The sequence below is a fragment of the Pseudomonas sp. XS1P51 genome (genome assembly GCF_054897845.1).
Window position 1 is genome coordinate 6900255 of sequence record NZ_CM142707.1, and the last position, 16029, is coordinate 6916283.

The window sequence follows — 16029 nt, forward strand, 5'->3', positions numbered from 1 at the left end:
ACAGGATCAAAAGATCGCAGCCTGCGGCAGCTCCTACATTGAAGCGTGTTGAACCCGTTATGTCTGTCGGCAGACTATTGTCATTTGTTGCCAGCCTCGCGCCGCAGTTTGCCCGGCGAAGTGCCGAACTCACGCAGCACCGCCGCAGCGAATGCACTTTGAGAGCTATAACCCACCCGACTGGCAATCTCGCCAATGGGCAACGCCGAATCCCGCAACATTCCCACGGCCATGTGCAGGCGACGACTGCGGATGTAGTCCATCGGTGTCTGCCCGCACTCGGCAACGAATCGCGCATGCAGTCGAGCACTGGACAGGCCGGCGACGCGGGCCAGATCGGCGACTTGCAGGGGGTATGCGGCGTACTGATCGATGTGTGCATTCAGCGCCGCGTAGGGCAGGCGCCGACCACCCACCACCTCGGGTTTGGCGTTGTTGAGGCAGGCCAACAGCAATACCGCGCCTTGTTGCGCGATCAGTGGATCGCTGACCTGACTGCCCGCCAGCCAACTCACCAATTGGCTTTGTCCGGCATCCAGCGGCAGGCGCCCGGCGTTGTCGAGCAAGCGACGGCTGGCTTCAGCATGTTCGCCAAGGGACTGCGAAACCCATTGATCGCTCGGTACATCCAGCACCAGGCAACGACTACCGTTGGCACTGCCACACGCGTGATGGAAACCCGACGGCACCACCACGAAACTCTGCTGAACTACCTGACTGCCACGCCCGTCAACCTCGAAGTCCAGCGCGCCCGACAGCCCGAACACCAGTTGTGCGTGGTCGTGGCTGTGGACGATCAGGTCGTGGGTGTACTGGCGTAGCGTGAGGATCGGTCTCATCGCAGTCTCCTGGGCAAGGCTGCCAGTCTACACCGAGGGTGCTCGCGAGCGCTGTCACAGGACTGACTTGCCACTGTCATGGGCAATTAACCCGACCGGCGCAAGCTTGCCCAAACAATCGCAGAGGGTTGCCCATGACCAGCGCCGAGCTCGCCAAACCCAGTCGTAAGCAACGTGTACGGACCTTGTGGATTTCCGATGTACATCTGGGCACCCGGGACTGCCAGGCCGAACACTTGTCGCAGTTTCTCAAGGGCTACCACGCGGACAAGATCTATCTGGTCGGCGACATCATCGACGGCTGGAAACTGCGCGGCGGCATGTATTGGCCCCAGGCGCACACCAATGTGATTCGCCGTCTGTTGACCATGAGCAAGCGCGGCACCGAAGTGATCTACGTCACCGGCAACCACGACGAATTCCTGCGCCGTTATTCGAAGCTGATTCTGGGCAACATCCAATTGGTGGACGAAGCGGTGCACGTGACCGCCGATGGCCGCCATCTGCTGGTGATCCACGGCGACCAGTTCGACGTGATCACCCGCTATCACCGCTGGCTGGCCTTTCTCGGCGACTCGGCCTACGAGTTCACCCTGACGCTCAATCGCTGGCTCAATCATTGGCGTGCCCGTTATGGCTACGGTTACTGGTCGTTGTCGGCGTACCTCAAGCACAAGGTGAAAACCGCGGTCAGCTTCATCAGCGATTTTGAAGAAGCCATCGCCCACGAATGCGTCAAACGCGAATTGCACGGGGTGGTCTGCGGGCACATTCACCATGCCGAGATTCGCAAGGTGGGCGAGGTGGACTACCTCAATTGCGGGGATTGGGTGGAGTCGTGCACCGCGCTGATCGAGCATTGGGATGGCTCGATCGAGTTGTACCGGTTGGCGGATGCTCAGGCGCGGGAGGCGGAGTTGAAAGCAGTGAAGGTCGCAGAACCCGCTTGAGAACAAGGTGTCAGGGCGGGCCTCATCGCCGGCAAGCTGTGGGTGTGTCCTGGATATGTGACTCACCGAAGACCCACTGTGGGAGCGAGCCTGCTCGCGATGGACCGCGTAGCGGTCCCCTGAGATTTATCAGGCCGGCGCGTGCTCTTCCATCGCCGCCTTATAGATTGAATTTTTGGGATGAGCAAACAGCCGCTCCATCATCGGCTCAAAGAAACTCAGCGGTAGCGTCTCGTAAGCCGGATCAAACGCCGCCGCATCATATTTGGCGCAGAACTCGATGGTCGCCTGATACTGCGGATGACCGCTGAATTGCTCGCGCAAATGCCGGTCCATGCCCAAATGATGGAAAAAGTAGTACCCCTGAAAAATCCCGTGTTTCTCCACCATCCACAGGTTCTCGGCGCTGACGAATGGCTTGAGAATCGCCGCCGCGATGTCCGGGTGGTTGTAGGAACCCAGGGTGTCGCCGATGTCGTGAAGCAGGGCGCAGACCACGTACTCTTCATCACGGCCATCGCGCCAGGCGCGACTGGCGGTTTGCAGGGAGTGCGTCAGACGATCCACCGGGAAGCCGCCAAAATCACCCTCCAGTAATTTCAGGTGCGCCACAATCCGTGTCGGCAATTGCCTCGCGTAGGCACTGAAGTCTGCGGCGATGATCGCCCAGTCTTCCTGCGTGCCGTCCTGCATGTGGGTGAAACGGGCGTTGGCATTCATCGGCTATCCTCTTGTTCTTGTCGAAAGGGATTTTTTGAGTGTAGGACCTGGATCCATGACCGCACTGGCTGTGCAGGACGCTTTTGTGGCCGATCGGGCCTAGAACGGCACACGGCCCAGAATCATGTCGCGGTACATGACGAAATCGCCGAGCAGGCTGTAAAACGGATACTGAAAGGTTGCAGGGCGATTCTTCTCGAAGAAGAAATGCCCGGCCCAGGCGAAGCTGTAACCGGCCAGCGGAAGGGCCAGTAACCACAGCCAGGCGCCTTTGCCGATGGTCAGGACCAGAATGAAAATAACCAGCGTCGTGCCAATGAAGTGCAATCGCCGGCAGGTGCTGTTGCTGTGTTCGCTGAGGTAATACGGGTAAAACTCAGCGAAGCTGTTGAATCGTTTGAGGTTTTCCACGACTGCGATCTCTGTGGTTATTGTTCTGACGGCAAGTTGTTCTGCGGGTAGCTTATTTGAGTCTAGAGTGATCATTGGCATCAGCCAGTGACAATAGGCGCCACTTTAGTATCCTTCGGAAATTGGCCGTAGCATGCGGCTCACCATGTAAGTAAACGCCATGAGCGAACGAACGACTTCTGCAAGCTGGGCGATGGGGATTGTCAAAGCACTGGAGATGGACGGCCTGGATTGCCGGGTACTGTTCAAGCAACTGGGGCTCGACTACGCAGCACTGGATGATCCGGATGCGCGCTTCCCGCAAGATTCCATGACAAGGCTCTGGCAGCGCGCGGTTGAGCTGTCCGGCAACCCGGCGATTGGCCTGAACATGGGCAAGGTGGTGCGACCGGCTTCCTTCCATGTGGCCGGTTATGCCCTGATGTCCAGCCAGACGCTGGCCGAAGGCTTTCAACGGCTGGTGCGTTATCAGCGCATCATCGCCGAAAGTGCCGACCTGAGTTTCCGATTGCTGGATGAGGGTTACGCGCTGATTCTGACGGTCCATGGCGATCACCTGCCACCGACCCGGCAAAGTGCCGAAGCGTCACTGGCCTGTGCGCTGGCCCTGTGCGGCTGGCTGACCGGGCGCACGCTGCACCCGCGCAAGGTACTGGTGCAGGGCGAAGAGCCCGTCGATCTCGAACCCTATAAACAAGCCTTCCATGCGCCGCTGGTGTTCAACGCACCTTATGACGCCTTGATTTTCGAGCGCGCCGACATGGAAGCGCCGCTGCCCACCGCCAACGAAGCCATGGCGCTGCTGCATGACCGGTTTGCCGGTGAATACCTGGCGCGGTTTTCCGAGAGTCGCGTGACGCACAAGGCGCGGCAGGTGTTGTGCCGTTTGCTGCCCCAGGGCGAACCCAAGCGCGATACCGTGGCGCAGACGTTGCACCTGTCGCAACGGACGTTGCAGCGGCGCCTGCAGGAAGAGGGCACGAGTTTTCAGACATTGCTGGACGATACCCGGCGCGAACTGGCCGAGCAGTATCTGGCGCAGCCAAGCATGACCCTGCTGGAAATTGCCTACCTGCTGGGGTTCGCCGATCCGAGCAATTTCTTCCGCGCCTTCCGACGCTGGTTCGACGCCACTCCTGGTGAGTACCGGGTGCGGCTGATGGAAGCGCCGAATCCGGTCAGTGACGCCAGAACGCCGGTATACACAGAACAAACACCGTAATGATCTCCAGCCGGCCCAGCAGCATGCCGAACGAGAGAATCCACTTGGCGGCATCCGGCAGGGTGGCGAAATTGCCCGCCGGGCCGATGGTCTCGCCCAACCCCGGACCGACGCCGGACACGGTGCTGGCCGCGCCGGTCAAGGCGGTCATCCAGTCGACACCGAGCAGCGACAGCAACAGCGCGATCACGCAGATCGTGATGGCGAAGAAGAACGAAAAGGTCAGAATCGAACGCACGATCTCTTCGTCGAGGCGGTGACCGTTGTACTTCTGCTTAATCACCGCGCGCGGGTGAATCAATTGGTTAAGGTTGGCCTTGAGCAGGATGTAGGCGACCTGGAAGCGGAAAATCTTGATCCCGCCGGCGGTCGATCCCGAACAGCCGCCAATAAAGCCCAGATAAAAGAACAGCATCAGCGAGAAATTGCCCCACAGGCTGTAGTCCCCCAGCGCAAAGCCTGTCGTCGTCACCACCGAAGTCACGTTCAGCGCCACATGCCGCAGGGCTTCCAGCCAATGCAGCTGGGTAGTCCACCAGTACCAGGTGCCGAGCACCAGCCACGTCACCAGCAACATGCCGAGCAAGCCTTGAACCTGCTCATCCTTGATCAGTGCCCGGCGGTTACCGCGCAAGGTTGCCACGTACAGGGTGAACGGCAGGCTGCCGAGAATCATGATGACGATCGCCACCCAGTGCACTGCCGGTTGTTTCCACTTGGCCAGCGACAGGTCGGAGGTCGAGAAGCCGCCGGTGGAGATCGCCGACATCGCGTGGTTGATCGCATCGAACGGGCTCATCCCGGCCCACCAGAACGCCAGGCTGCCGAAAATGGTAATGCCGACGTAGGCCGCTACGATCAAACGCGCCACCATGTGCGAACGGGGCATGACTTTTTCGGAACGGTCTGACGACTCGGTCTGAAACAGCCGCATGCCACCGATGCGCAGCAGTGGCAGAATCGCTACCGCCATGCCGATAAAACCGATGCCGCCGATCCAGTGCAGCAATGAGCGCCACATCAGGATGCCGGGGGACATGTCGTCCAGATGGTTGAGTACCGTCGAGCCGGTAGCGGTAATGCCGGACATGCTTTCGAAGAACGAGTCGGTGTAGCTGATGTGCTGGGTCAGCAGAAACGGCAGCGCGGCGAAGATGCACACCACCAGCCAGCTGCTGACGGTCAACAGGTACATGTCTCGCGGGCGCAGGTGTACATGCTCGGGGCGTCCGGGGATGACCAGGGCCAGGCCTGCGACAAAGGTGATCATGCTCGCCCAGAGGAACGACGGCAGGTCGCCGGTGCGATCGAAGATCACCAGCGTGGCCATGGGTACGACCATGGCAATAGCCAGCGTGATCAGGAAGATGCCGATGATGAAACCAATGAGACGTAAGGTCGGCAACGCCATGAAGTCCGCTCGGGCTGATAGTGGGAAGGGCGCCATTCTACCTGTGGGGCAGGGCATGTAAACCGGCACCTCTGCGGCACTTGCAGCTAGAATAGCCAAACATTTTTTCAGGAGGTGGCCGATGCAGGCTCTCGACGCTTTGCTCAACCGTGTTTCCGTTCCACGACTGCTCGAACCGGCACCCACCGCAGAACAACGTGAAGTGCTGTTTGCCGCCGCGATGCGTGCACCTGACCACGGCCACTTGCAGCCATGGCGCTTTCTGACTGTCGAAGGCGCGGCGCGCGAGCAAATGGGCGAGTTGCTGGCTGAAGCGGCGAAGCTGCAAGACAGTGACGTGACCGAGGCGGCGTTGGACAAGGCGCGCAATGGTCCGCTGCGTGCGCCGTTGGTGGTTGTGGTAATTGCTCGTTTGCAGGATCACGTCAAATACCCGAAGTCCGAACAACGGCTGGCGGCTGGTTGCGCGGCTCACGGGATTTTGCTGGCGGCGTACGCGCAAGGCATTGGCGCGGTTTGGCGCACCGGTGACCTGGCCTATTCGGCGCATGTGGCCAAAGGGTTGGGGTTGGCGGAAGGGGAAGAGGTGATCGCGTTTCTTTACCTCGGGACGCCGCAGAATGAACCGCGCGTGGCCGCAAAAGTCGACCTGGCTGAGTTCGTCAGCGCCTGGCCCGGTAAGGCCTGAAGATCAAAAGATCGCAGCCTCGTTTCACTCGTCAGCTCCTACAGGGTTATGTGTACTCTGTAGGAGCTGACGAGTGAAACGAGGCTGCGATCTTTTTGCATCACCCCTGCTCTTACGGTTGAACCACGGCCCCAGGCATCAACGGTAATTCCAGGCTGGCGATGAACCCGCCATCCGGGTGATTGGCCAACACCAGGCTCCCGCCATGTCGCTCCGCCGCACGACGCGCAATGGCCAGCCCCAAGCCATGTCCTGCCGCGGACTGCCCGGGCGCCCGATAGAACGGCTCACCCAACTGGCTCAAATGCTCTGAATCCACACCCGGCCCATGGTCTCGCACGCTGACTACAATCCGCTCACCCTGACGTGACGCCTGCATTTCTATCGATTGCCCTTCGGGGTTAAATCGCTGGGCATTGCGCAGCAGGTTGTCCACGGCCCGCTCAATCATTGTCGGCCAGCCTTTGAGGTTCAGCTGCGGCTCGGCCTCGAGGCACACGTCCTGATCGGGTGAACCCAGCTGGGCATCCTTTTGCAGGGTGCTGAGCAGAGCGTTGAGATCCACTTCTTCAGCGCTGGCGTTGTCGGCATCGACCCGCGCCAGTACCAGGATTTCGCTGATCAGCGCTTCCAGTCGGTCGCATTCACGGGTGAGGCGCGGCCAGAGCTTTTCCCGTTCCTCAGGATTGGCCCGCTCGGCCAATGCCAGCGCAATGCGCAGTCGGGCGAGGGGCGAGCGCAGCTCGTGGGACACGTCACGCAGCAGTTGTCGCTGACTGCCGATCAAACTTTGCAGGCGCGCGCCCATGCGGTTGAAGTCGTTGGCCAGCACGCCGAATTCATCGCGACGGTTGGCCAGTTTTACCAGGCTGTTCTGCTGATAGGTGGTTTGCCCCAGATCATGCACCGCGCCGCGCAAGCGGCTGAGTGGACGGGTGATGGACAACGTCACGAGCAGACTGAACAGGGTCAGCACCACCAGCGCGATGCCCAATGCACTCAGCGGCCAGAGCAGGCTTTCGCGGTGCCAGGCATCCAGTTCCGGGTGCGGAATCCGGTAGATCAGCAGGTAGGTGTCGCCGGTTTTTGTGCTGGTGTATTCATCGGTCAGACGACGCCATGGCAGGCGCCGATCGTCGTTGTTCTGCCGAGCTTCGAAGGCGGCCGCGCGACGGGGAAAGGTGCCGCGCACCACTGGATCGCCGCTTTCGTTGAGCACTTGAACATCGATGTGATACTGGCGCTTGCGCTGTTCCAGGATGTCCTGGGCCGCTTCTTCACCCTGGGCTTCGTAGGTTTGCGTCCACTGTTCGGCCAGGGTGTTGAGGCCCGGGTGACGACTGAGAATCCACGCGTCCTGGTTGAGCATGTGCCCCAGCAGAATGGAGAGCCCTGCAACCAGAGCGATGGCCAGCCAGAAGCTGGCCAGAATACGCCAGAACAATGAGCGCACAGAAGATCCTCAGACAAACGCAAACCATGTGGGAGCGAGCCTGCTCGCGATAGCGTCGGCACATTCAACATCAACGTGTCTGAAAGAACGCTATCGCGAGCAGGCTCGCTCCCACATTAAATTGAGTGACACCCGCCCCAGCGGAATCATCCGTTAGAGCGGGGTTAACGCATTATTGCGCTTTTTGCGGCTGTTGCGCTTTCCAGGCCTTGAACTCGGCCCATTCGGCGCGGCGCTCGGCCTGTTTCTTCTGGATCTCGTCGAATTGCTTCTGTTGATCCGGTTTCAGCAGAGCCCGCACATCGGCTTCGGCTTTTTTGTGGTTGGCCGCCATTTCGTCTTTCATGGCTTTCTGGTCGGCTGGCGAGAGTTTCTCCAAGTACTTGTCGACCACTTGCTTACGCGAGTGCATCTGCTCGCCCATGATCTTGCGGATCTGCTCGCGCTGTTCGCGGCTCAGGTCCAGTTGGCTGTACGGGCCTTTACCGTGCATGCCGTGCATCTGACCGCCGTGGCGCGAGCCGTCCATCGGACCCATAGGGCCGGCACCTTCAGGCATGGCCATGGCAACGGTCGGCAGGGCGGCAGCGAACATCAGAGCGATAAGAGTCTTGCGCATGGTGAATCTCCTTGTCTCGTTCCCGGTACGTTCCGGATGAGTACAGATTACGGAGATCAAGGTCAGCGGCGGTCAGCGGAGCGTAAAGCTTGGGTAAAGACGATTTCGTGCCGTCCTGACAAATCCGCTGATTCACACACACCCTGTAGGAGCTGCCGAAGGCTGCGATCTTTTGATCTTGATCTTTTAAGGCAGCTAAAAAGCAAAATCAAAAGATCGCAGCCTTCGGCAGCTCCTACGGGGCGAATGCATGTCCCAAGAGGGATCGTGTCGGGAATCAGAGGCTGTAGTAGTAACCGCGGCTACGCAGGGCCACGATGCGCGGGCGGCCATCGGGGTGTGGGCCGATTTTTTTGCGCAGGTTACTGACGTGCATGTCCAGGCTGCGGTCGTACAGGGTCAGCTTGCGACCGAGGGCGATTTGCGCCAGTTCCTGTTTGTCCAGTGGCTCGCCGGGCTGTTTGAGCAGGGCTTCGAGCAAGCGGCTTTCGGAAACGGTGAGAGTGAACTCCTGTTCATCGATGCTGACCACGCCGCGCACCGGGCTGAAACACAGGTCGCCCAGTTCGAGCTGGCTGGACACTGCCGCCGGATGACTGCGGCGCAACACCGCGCGCAGGCGGGCTGTCAGTTCCCGTGGGTCGCAGGGTTTGGCGAGGTAATCGTCGGCACCGAGTTCCAGGCCGAGGATGCGGTCCAGGGGCTCGCCGCGGGCCGAGAGCATCAGCACCGGCAAGTCCGGGTGATCGCTGCGCAATTGCTTGAGCAACTCCAGACCGCTGCCGTCCGGCAGCATCACGTCCAGCACCACGGCGGCGGGGGACGTTTCGGCCAGCGCGCGACGGGCGCTCTGGCCGTCGTGGCACGCGCGAACCTGGAAGCCTTCCTGGCTCAGCCAACTGCTCAGGAGCTCACACAGCTCCTGGTCATCATCAATTAATAACAGCTCGCTCATGACTCACTCAATTTAGCCATTGTCGACGTTTTCGACTTGCACCACTGGCGAAGATTCCGCAGAGCAAGGCCAATAGCGCTACTCCGGCCCCGATGACGAACCACTGCTGCTGATCGGTCAACAGACGCGGCAGCGGACTGCTGGCCTGGGCTTCCTTGAGTTGCAGCTTGAGGCGCTGGTTCTCTTGGCGCAACCGGGCCAACTGGACGCTTTCGCGCTCGCCATCGGCATTTTGCAATTGTTTGCTCAGTTCTTCCCGTTGCCGTTCGCTCTCTTTCAAGCGCTGCTGCAACTCGGTGATCTGGCCGCCGGCGCTCAAGGACAGAGGCGTCGAATGATAGCCCTCGGCGCTTTCTTCACCGTGGGCGGGCGCCACGATCGACAACGTGACCAACATCAGACACAACGGACCTTTGCGCATCGGAGCTCCTGATTCCAATCGAGTATTGGGCAGGTTATCGGCCGGTAAACGAGAATAATGAGCGATTGAGCGCGCGATGAACCGACAAGGTTCATCGCGCGGGAGAAGACTACGGCAGGACTTGCTTGAACGGCTTGACCGAAACGCTGGCGTAGACGCCGGCGGCGATGTACGGATCGGCGTCGGCCCAGGCCTGGGCGGCGTCCAGGGAATCGAACTCGGCGACGATCAGGCTGCCGGTGAAACCCGCAGCGCCCGGATCATTGCTGTCGACCGCCGGGTGTGGGCCGGCCAATACGATACGACCTTCGCCCTTGAGCACTTGCAGGCGCTCAAGGTGTGCAGGCCGTGCGCCCAGGCGGGCTTCCAGGGAATTGGCGACGTCTGTGGCAATGATTGCGTAAAGCATGTCAGTCCTCGGTTTTTGGCGTTGTGGTATCGGCGTCGTGCAAATGACGGGACAGGTAGATGCCCTGGCCGATCAGGAACAGCAATGTCATGCCCAGGCTGCCGAAGACCTTGAAGTCGACCCAGTAGCTCTGGAACGTGAACGCGACGAACAGGTTGGCGGCACCGCAAAACAGGAAAAACGCGATCCAGGCGATGTTCAGGCGCGTCCAGACCAGGTCCGGCAGGGTCAGTGCATGGCCCATGATGCGTTTGATCAGCAACTGGTCACCGACGAAGTGGCTGCCGATGAACGCCAGGGCGAACAGCCAGTTGACCACCGGGGCTTTCCATTTCAGGAAGGTCTCGCTGTGGAACGCCAGGGTCAGGCTGCCGAAGACCAGGCAGGCGATGAGGGTCAGCCACTGGCTCTTCTCCAGCTTGCGCTGCTTGATGTAGAGCGTGCCGTAGACCACCAGGGAGCTGATGATCAGCATCGCGGTGGCGCTGTAGATACCGCCTACAGTGACCTCGTGACCGGCAATGTCGACGACCCGTGGATCGATTTTGAAGACGATGAAAAACAGCAGGAGCGGGATGAAATCGATGAATTGTTTCACAGTGGCAGCCAGAAGCAGGATGTGGCGGCATAATAACAAACATATGGGCGCGCGATAGCGTCAGCTGATTTGAGGTAACACATCCCCGTGAATGTCGATTTGCACTGCCATAGCACCGCCTCCGATGGCACTCTCGCGCCTGCAGTTCTGGTTGCGCGTGCGTTCGAGAAAGGCGTGCGAGTCCTGGCCTTGACCGATCACGACACCCTCGAGGGCCTCGAAGAAGCCCGCAGTGCGGCGACCGCGCTGGGGATGCAACTGGTCAACGGCGTCGAATTGTCCTGCACCTGGGGTGGCGCAACCATTCATGTGCTGGGCTACGGATTTGATGTGAATGCCGCGCCGTTGGTCGAGGCCATTGCCAAATTGCACGATGGCCGCTGGCTACGGTCCGAAGAAATAAGCCGCAAGCTGGCGTTGAAAGGCATGCCGGGGGCGCTCGAAGGCGCACGCAGGATTCAGCAGGCGCTGGGCGACAGCGGCAATGCGCCGGCCCGTCCGCATTTTGCCGACTGGATGGTGCGCGAAGGTTTCGTCAAAGATCGCGCCGAAGCGTTCCGCAAATGGCTGGGCGCCGGCAAGCTGGGGGACGTCAAGCAACACTGGCCGACCCTGGAAGACACCGTCGAAACCCTGCGCGCCGCGAAAGCCTGGGTCAGCCTGGCGCACCCCTGGCACTACGATTTCACCCGTAGCAAGCGTCGCCGCCTGATTTCTGACTATATTCAAGCAGGGGGCCACGCGATCGAAGTGGTCAATGGCCATCAGCCCGCCGAGCAAGTGGGCAGCCTGGCGATTCTTGCCCGCGAGTTCGGTCTGCTGGTCAGCGCCGGCAGTGATTTTCATGGCCCTGGAGGCTGGTCCGAGATCGGCGAATACCGCCCGCTCCCGGAGGATCTGCCACCACTGTGGTGTCGATTCAAACATGACCCAATTATTGCCGCCGTCTGAACAGGTAGAGAATGTGAGTCAATTTTTCCAGATTCATCCGGAAAACCCGCAAGCGCGCCTGATCAAACAGGCTGTCGAGATCATTCGCAAAGGCGGGGTGGTGATTTATCCCACAGACTCGTCCTACGCCATTGGTTGCCAGATCGGCGACAAGAATGCCGTGGAGCGCGTGCGCCGATTGCGTCAGCTGGATGAAAAGCACAACTTCGCGCTGATTTGCAGCGACCTGTCGCAACTCGGGCTGTTCGCCAAGATCGACACCGGCACGTTCCGCCTGCTCAAGGCTCACCTGCCGGGGCCTTACACCTTCATTCTCAACGCCACCCGCGAAGTCCCGCGGCTGTTGTTGCACCCGAAAAAACGCACCATCGGCCTGCGTGTGCCGGCCCATCCGATTGCCCTGGCGCTGCTCGAAGAACTCGGCGAGCCGCTGATGAGCGTGACCCTGATCATGCCCGGTGACACCGACCCGTTGAGCGATCCTTACGAAATGCGCCAGTTGCTCGAGCATCAGGTCGACCTGATCATCGACGGCGGTTTCGGCGGGATCAAGGCGTCCACCGTGATCAACCTCGCCGACGGCGAGCCGGAAGTGATCCGCGTCGGTTGCGGCGACCCTGCGCCGTTCATGGCCGAGGCCTAGATGTCAGCAGTAGAACCCGTCGACAGTCAGGCCGGAGCCCAGCAAGAGCTGCCCTTCGCCATGGTCTATGGCCAGGCGGTCATGGAAATGCCGCTGGACCTGTACATCCCGCCGGATGCTCTGGAGGTCTTCCTTGAAGCGTTCGAAGGCCCCCTCGACCTGCTGCTGTACCTGATCCGCAAACAGAACATCAATATCCTCGACATCCCGGTGGCGGAAATCACCCGCCAGTACATGGGCTACGTCGAGTTGATGCAGTCGGTGCGCCTGGAGCTGGCCGCCGAGTACCTGGTGATGGCCGCGATGCTGGCCGAGATCAAGTCGCGGATGCTGTTGCCCCGCGCCGAAACGATTGAAGACGAAGAAGACGACCCGCGTGCCGAACTGATCCGTCGCTTGCAGGAGTACGAACGCTTCAAGGCGGCTGCCGAAGGCATCGATGGCCTGAGCCGCGTCGGTCGTGACGTGGTGGTGCCCAAGCTCGATGCCCCGGAAGCCCGGGCGCGCAAGCTGTTGCCGGACGTGAGTCTGGAAGAGTTGCTGATGTCCATGGCCGAGGTGCTGCGCCGTGGCGACATGTTCGAAAGTCACCAGGTCAGTCGCGAGGCACTGTCCACCCGCGAACGTATGAGCGATGTGCTGGAACGGCTCAAGGGCGGCGGTTTCGTGCCCTTTGTCGAGCTGTTCACGGCTGAAGAAGGGCGTCTGGGGGTGGTAGTGACCTTTATGGCGATCCTCGAACTGGTCAAGGAATCCTTGGTCGAGCTGGTGCAGAATGAGCCGTTCGCGGCGATCCATGTCCGGGCCCGAGCCGAATAACGAGTTGAATCATGAACCTGACTGAACCCCGCGAGCTGGCGCCACTGCTTGAAGCCTTCCTGTTGGCCTCGGGAAAACCGCAATCGCTTGAACGCCTGTTCGAACTCTTTGAAGAGGGCGAGCGGCCGGAGCCGCCGGTCTTCAAGAAAGCGCTGACTATTTTGGCCAAGTCCTGCGACGGCCGCGCCTTCGAGCTGAAGGAAGTGGCCTCCGGGTATCGCCTGCAGATCCGCGAAAAGTTCTCGCCGTGGGTCGGGCGATTGTGGGAAGAGCGTCCGCAACGCTATTCCCGCGCCATGCTCGAAACCATGGCGCTGATCGCCTACCGCCAGCCGATCACCCGGGGCGAGATCGAAGACGTGCGGGGCGTGGCGGTCAACAGTCACATCGTCAAAACCTTGCTGGAACGTGAGTGGATTCGCATCGTTGGCTACCGCGACGTGCCCGGCAAACCAGCGATGTTCGCCACCACCAAGGCCTTTCTTGATCACTTCAACCTGAAGAACCTCGACGATTTGCCGCCCCTGGCTGAACTGCGTGAGCTGGAACCTGATCCAGTGCTTGATTTCGACGACGCGCCGGTGCCGGCCGGGTTGCAGGAACTGGCGGATGCCAGTGCCGAGCCGGAAGAGCCGAAGGAAGAAACCAGTTTCCACACGCTGTTGCTGGAACTGGACACCATGGAAGAGGGGATCAAGACTGACTTTGACGACATTCTGCGCGATGGCGAGGTGATGCAGACCGAAGAGGTTCTGGAGCAGTCGGAGCCTGAGATCGAAGCTGAAATTCCGGTCGAGCCAGAAGCTACTGTCGAAGAAGAGCTTGAAGATGACGTGCTTGGTGTCGCTGAAGCTCGAGAAAAACTTCTGGCCGCCGTTGCCGCGCTCGAACAGCCTAAACCCGAGCCTGAGTTGAGTGACGAAGAGGCTGAAGCCCGGGCTCTCGCCGAAGCGATCGAAGCCGAACGCCGCGAATTCGACGACTGACCACAAATCCTGTGGGCAAACCCGATCACTGTGGGAGCGAGCCTGCTCGCGAAGGCGGCGTGTCAGCCAATATGATGTCGACTGACACTCCCTCTTCGCGAGCAGGCTCGCTCCCACAGTGATCGGGTTTGCCTGGAGTTATTGATGAGCTCAACCAAAGACCCCTGCATCAGCGTCTGCAAATTCACCGACGACATCTGCCTCGGCTGTGGCCGCAGCAAGCGCGAGATCAAGGCCTGGAAGACACTCGACAAGGCCGACAAGCGCACGGTGCTGGCCAAAGCGTCGCTACGGTTGATCAAGCTTGGCGCCACCGGTCGGCGGAAAAGCAAATAACCTTGCCTCCATCAGCTAGTCTCTGATGCGCGAACGCTCCCATGAGCGTATGATTCGCGACCCTTCGGCGATCCATTTGCCCAAGTACCCAGATTTACATCGCTTCAGGCCACGCCTGAACAGACCTACACCGGGAGGTGCCCAGATGAGTATCAACGACCAGAAAGACGACCAGGAAATCGGCCCCGCAGGCGAAAAACTGCAGAAAGTCCTCGCCCGTATCGGCGTCGGCTCGCGCCGTGACGTAGAAGCCTGGATCAGCCACGGCCGCATCAAGGTCAATGGCAAAGACGCCACCCTCGGCCTGCGCGTCGACCTGCATGACGCCATCACCATCGATGGCAAGGTGATCAAGCGCGAAGAAGCCGCCGAGTCGGTACGCCGCGTGATCATGTACAACAAACCCGACGGTGAGATCTGCACCCGTGACGACCCTGAAGGCCGTCCGACCGTGTTCGACAAGATGCCGCGCCCGAAAGAAGGTCGGTGGATCAACATCGGTCGTCTGGACATCAACACCACCGGTCTGCTGATGTTCACCACCGACGGTGAACTGGCCAACCGCCTGATGCACCCGTCCTACGAAATGGACCGTGAATACGCGGTACGTGTACGTGGCGAAGTCGATGACGAGATGATCGAGCGTCTGAAAGCAGGCGTCGTCCTCGAAGACGGCCCGGCCAAGTTCACCGACATCAAGCAGGCGCCAGGCGGCGAAGGTTTCAACCACTGGTACCACTGCGTGGTGATGGAAGGTCGCAACCGCGAAGTCCGTCGTCTGTGGGAATCCCAGGGCCTGGTGGTTAGCCGTCTGAAGCGCGTACGTTTCGGTCCGGTGTTCCTCAACTCCGACCTGCCGATGGGCCGCTGGCGCGAAATGAGCCAGTACGAAGTCGATATTCTGAGTGCTGAAGTCGGCCTGACCCCGGTGGCCATGCCGCAAATGAACGCCAAGAGTAAAGACAAGCTTGAGCGTATGCAGCGTAAATCGTCCCGTCCGGTGGGCAAGACCGAGCGCGTGCGCACGCTGCGTCCAGCCGCCGGTGCTCCGGCAGCCGGTGCGCGTGCTCCACGTGAGCCGCAGATCGAAGGTGAGCGTCCGGCCCGTAAACCAGCAGCGCCACGTGCTGATGGTGAACGCGGTCCTCGCACTCCGCGTCCGGCCAACGGTCGCACTGAGCGTGGCGAAGGTCGCGGTGCGCCAAGTGGCGGTCGTAGCGATCGCGGTGCTCCAGCGGGTCGCGGTACGCCAGTGGCAGACCGTCCTTCTGATTCCAAGCGCCCGGCCAAGCCTGCGCCGAAGAAACGCCCAGGCATCGTCCTGGTCGACCGTGACGCACCATCGGGCAAACGCCGCGGTGCGCCAGCCGGCTCCGGCCAGCGTCCGGGCTTTGGTCGTCGCAAGCCTGAGTAATCGGTAAGCGCCACATGAAAACGCCAACCTTCGGGTTGGCGTTTTTTTTCGTCTGGCTTCAGTGATGTGGTGAATGTCAGGGCCTCTTCGCGAGCAGGCTCGCTCCCACAGGTGACCGGGTTGTTTCATGAAAAAGTGATCAATGTGGGAGCGAGCCTGCTCGCGAAGGCGCCATCCGCATCAC

At 60.4% G+C, this 16029-nt stretch carries 19 protein-coding genes; 9 read left to right on the plus strand and 10 right to left on the minus strand.

What is annotated here, in order from left to right:
* Positions 1 to 80: 80 nt before the first annotated feature.
* On the minus strand, positions 81 to 839 hold the full coding sequence (locus ACYZUD_RS31850; RefSeq protein WP_462021751.1) for a helix-turn-helix transcriptional regulator: 759 nt from the start codon (positions 837 to 839) through the stop codon (positions 81 to 83).
* A gap of 134 nt (positions 840 to 973) precedes the next feature.
* On the opposite strand from ACYZUD_RS31850, the gene ACYZUD_RS31855 reads away from it, so the two are divergent.
* Positions 974 to 1789 (plus strand): UDP-2,3-diacylglucosamine diphosphatase, encoded by an 816-nt coding sequence (locus ACYZUD_RS31855; protein WP_462021752.1) that lies wholly within the window; start codon positions 974 to 976, stop codon positions 1787 to 1789.
* A 129-nt stretch (positions 1790 to 1918) separates the two neighbouring features.
* On the opposite strand, the gene ACYZUD_RS31860 is transcribed toward ACYZUD_RS31855, so the two are convergent.
* Positions 1919 to 2509 (minus strand): HD domain-containing protein, encoded by a 591-nt coding sequence (locus ACYZUD_RS31860; RefSeq protein WP_462021753.1) that lies wholly within the window; start codon positions 2507 to 2509, stop codon positions 1919 to 1921.
* 99 nt (positions 2510 to 2608) lie between these two features.
* A complete protein-coding gene (locus ACYZUD_RS31865; protein ID WP_462021754.1) occupies positions 2609 to 2920 on the minus strand; it encodes an Mpo1-like protein in 312 nt (103 codons plus the stop codon).
* A gap of 160 nt (positions 2921 to 3080) precedes the next feature.
* Here ACYZUD_RS31865 and ACYZUD_RS31870 point away from each other — a divergent pair, with 160 nt between their 5' ends.
* Complete coding sequence (locus tag ACYZUD_RS31870) at positions 3081 to 4142, plus strand: AraC family transcriptional regulator (protein WP_462021755.1); 1062 nt, start codon at positions 3081 to 3083, stop codon at positions 4140 to 4142.
* On the opposite strand, the gene ACYZUD_RS31875 is transcribed toward ACYZUD_RS31870, so the two are convergent.
* A complete protein-coding gene (locus tag ACYZUD_RS31875; RefSeq protein ID WP_462021756.1) occupies positions 4099 to 5553 on the minus strand; it encodes a TrkH family potassium uptake protein in 1455 nt (484 codons plus the stop codon). The genes ACYZUD_RS31870 and ACYZUD_RS31875 overlap by 44 nt on opposite strands.
* A 121-nt stretch (positions 5554 to 5674) precedes the next feature.
* On the opposite strand from ACYZUD_RS31875, the gene ACYZUD_RS31880 reads away from it, so the two are divergent.
* Positions 5675 to 6241 (plus strand): NAD(P)H nitroreductase, encoded by a 567-nt coding sequence (locus ACYZUD_RS31880; RefSeq protein ID WP_462021757.1) that lies wholly within the window; start codon positions 5675 to 5677, stop codon positions 6239 to 6241.
* 112 nt (positions 6242 to 6353) lie between these two features.
* On the opposite strand, the gene ACYZUD_RS31885 is transcribed toward ACYZUD_RS31880, so the two are convergent.
* The 6 genes from ACYZUD_RS31885 to ACYZUD_RS31910 form a co-directional block, all read right to left on the minus strand.
* Positions 6354 to 7694 (minus strand): sensor histidine kinase, encoded by a 1341-nt coding sequence (locus ACYZUD_RS31885; RefSeq protein WP_462021758.1) that lies wholly within the window; start codon positions 7692 to 7694, stop codon positions 6354 to 6356.
* A 172-nt stretch (positions 7695 to 7866) separates the two neighbouring features.
* The gene (locus ACYZUD_RS31890; RefSeq protein ID WP_462021759.1) at positions 7867 to 8313 is read right to left on the minus strand and encodes an LTXXQ domain protein; all 447 of its coding nucleotides are present in this window, start codon (positions 8311 to 8313) and stop codon (positions 7867 to 7869) included.
* A gap of 277 nt (positions 8314 to 8590) precedes the next feature.
* Positions 8591 to 9268 (minus strand): response regulator transcription factor, encoded by a 678-nt coding sequence (locus ACYZUD_RS31895; RefSeq protein WP_027922300.1) that lies wholly within the window; start codon positions 9266 to 9268, stop codon positions 8591 to 8593.
* Positions 9269 to 9275: 7 nt separating this feature from the next.
* Positions 9276 to 9689, minus strand: coding sequence for a translation initiation factor 2 (locus tag ACYZUD_RS31900; RefSeq protein ID WP_462021760.1), 414 nt, complete (start codon positions 9687 to 9689; stop codon positions 9276 to 9278).
* A 109-nt stretch (positions 9690 to 9798) separates the two neighbouring features.
* Positions 9799 to 10098 (minus strand): YciI family protein, encoded by a 300-nt coding sequence (locus tag ACYZUD_RS31905; RefSeq protein WP_462021761.1) that lies wholly within the window; start codon positions 10096 to 10098, stop codon positions 9799 to 9801.
* Position 10099: 1 nt separating this feature from the next.
* On the minus strand, positions 10100 to 10696 hold the full coding sequence (locus tag ACYZUD_RS31910; protein ID WP_462021762.1) for a septation protein A: 597 nt from the start codon (positions 10694 to 10696) through the stop codon (positions 10100 to 10102).
* 87 nt (positions 10697 to 10783) lie between these two features.
* Between ACYZUD_RS31910 and ACYZUD_RS31915 the strand changes: the two genes are divergently transcribed.
* From ACYZUD_RS31915 to rluB, 6 genes are all read left to right on the plus strand, one after another.
* A complete protein-coding gene (locus ACYZUD_RS31915; protein ID WP_462021763.1) occupies positions 10784 to 11647 on the plus strand; it encodes a PHP domain-containing protein in 864 nt (287 codons plus the stop codon).
* Between the two features lie 13 nt (positions 11648 to 11660).
* Positions 11661 to 12290 (plus strand): L-threonylcarbamoyladenylate synthase, encoded by a 630-nt coding sequence (locus ACYZUD_RS31920; protein ID WP_462021764.1) that lies wholly within the window; start codon positions 11661 to 11663, stop codon positions 12288 to 12290.
* A 120-nt stretch (positions 12291 to 12410) separates the two neighbouring features.
* Positions 12411 to 13109, plus strand: a complete 699-nt coding sequence (locus tag ACYZUD_RS31925; protein ID WP_461988683.1) for a segregation and condensation protein A — start codon at positions 12411 to 12413, stop codon at positions 13107 to 13109.
* 11 nt (positions 13110 to 13120) lie between these two features.
* Positions 13121 to 14095, plus strand: coding sequence for an SMC-Scp complex subunit ScpB (gene scpB, locus ACYZUD_RS31930; protein ID WP_462021765.1), 975 nt, complete (start codon positions 13121 to 13123; stop codon positions 14093 to 14095).
* A 144-nt stretch (positions 14096 to 14239) separates the two neighbouring features.
* Positions 14240 to 14431, plus strand: a complete 192-nt coding sequence (locus ACYZUD_RS31935; protein WP_462021766.1) for a DUF1289 domain-containing protein — start codon at positions 14240 to 14242, stop codon at positions 14429 to 14431.
* 145 nt (positions 14432 to 14576) lie between these two features.
* A complete protein-coding gene (gene rluB / locus ACYZUD_RS31940) occupies positions 14577 to 15845 on the plus strand; it encodes a 23S rRNA pseudouridine(2605) synthase RluB (RefSeq protein WP_462021767.1) in 1269 nt (422 codons plus the stop codon).
* The last annotated feature ends 184 nt before the right edge of the window (positions 15846 to 16029 follow it).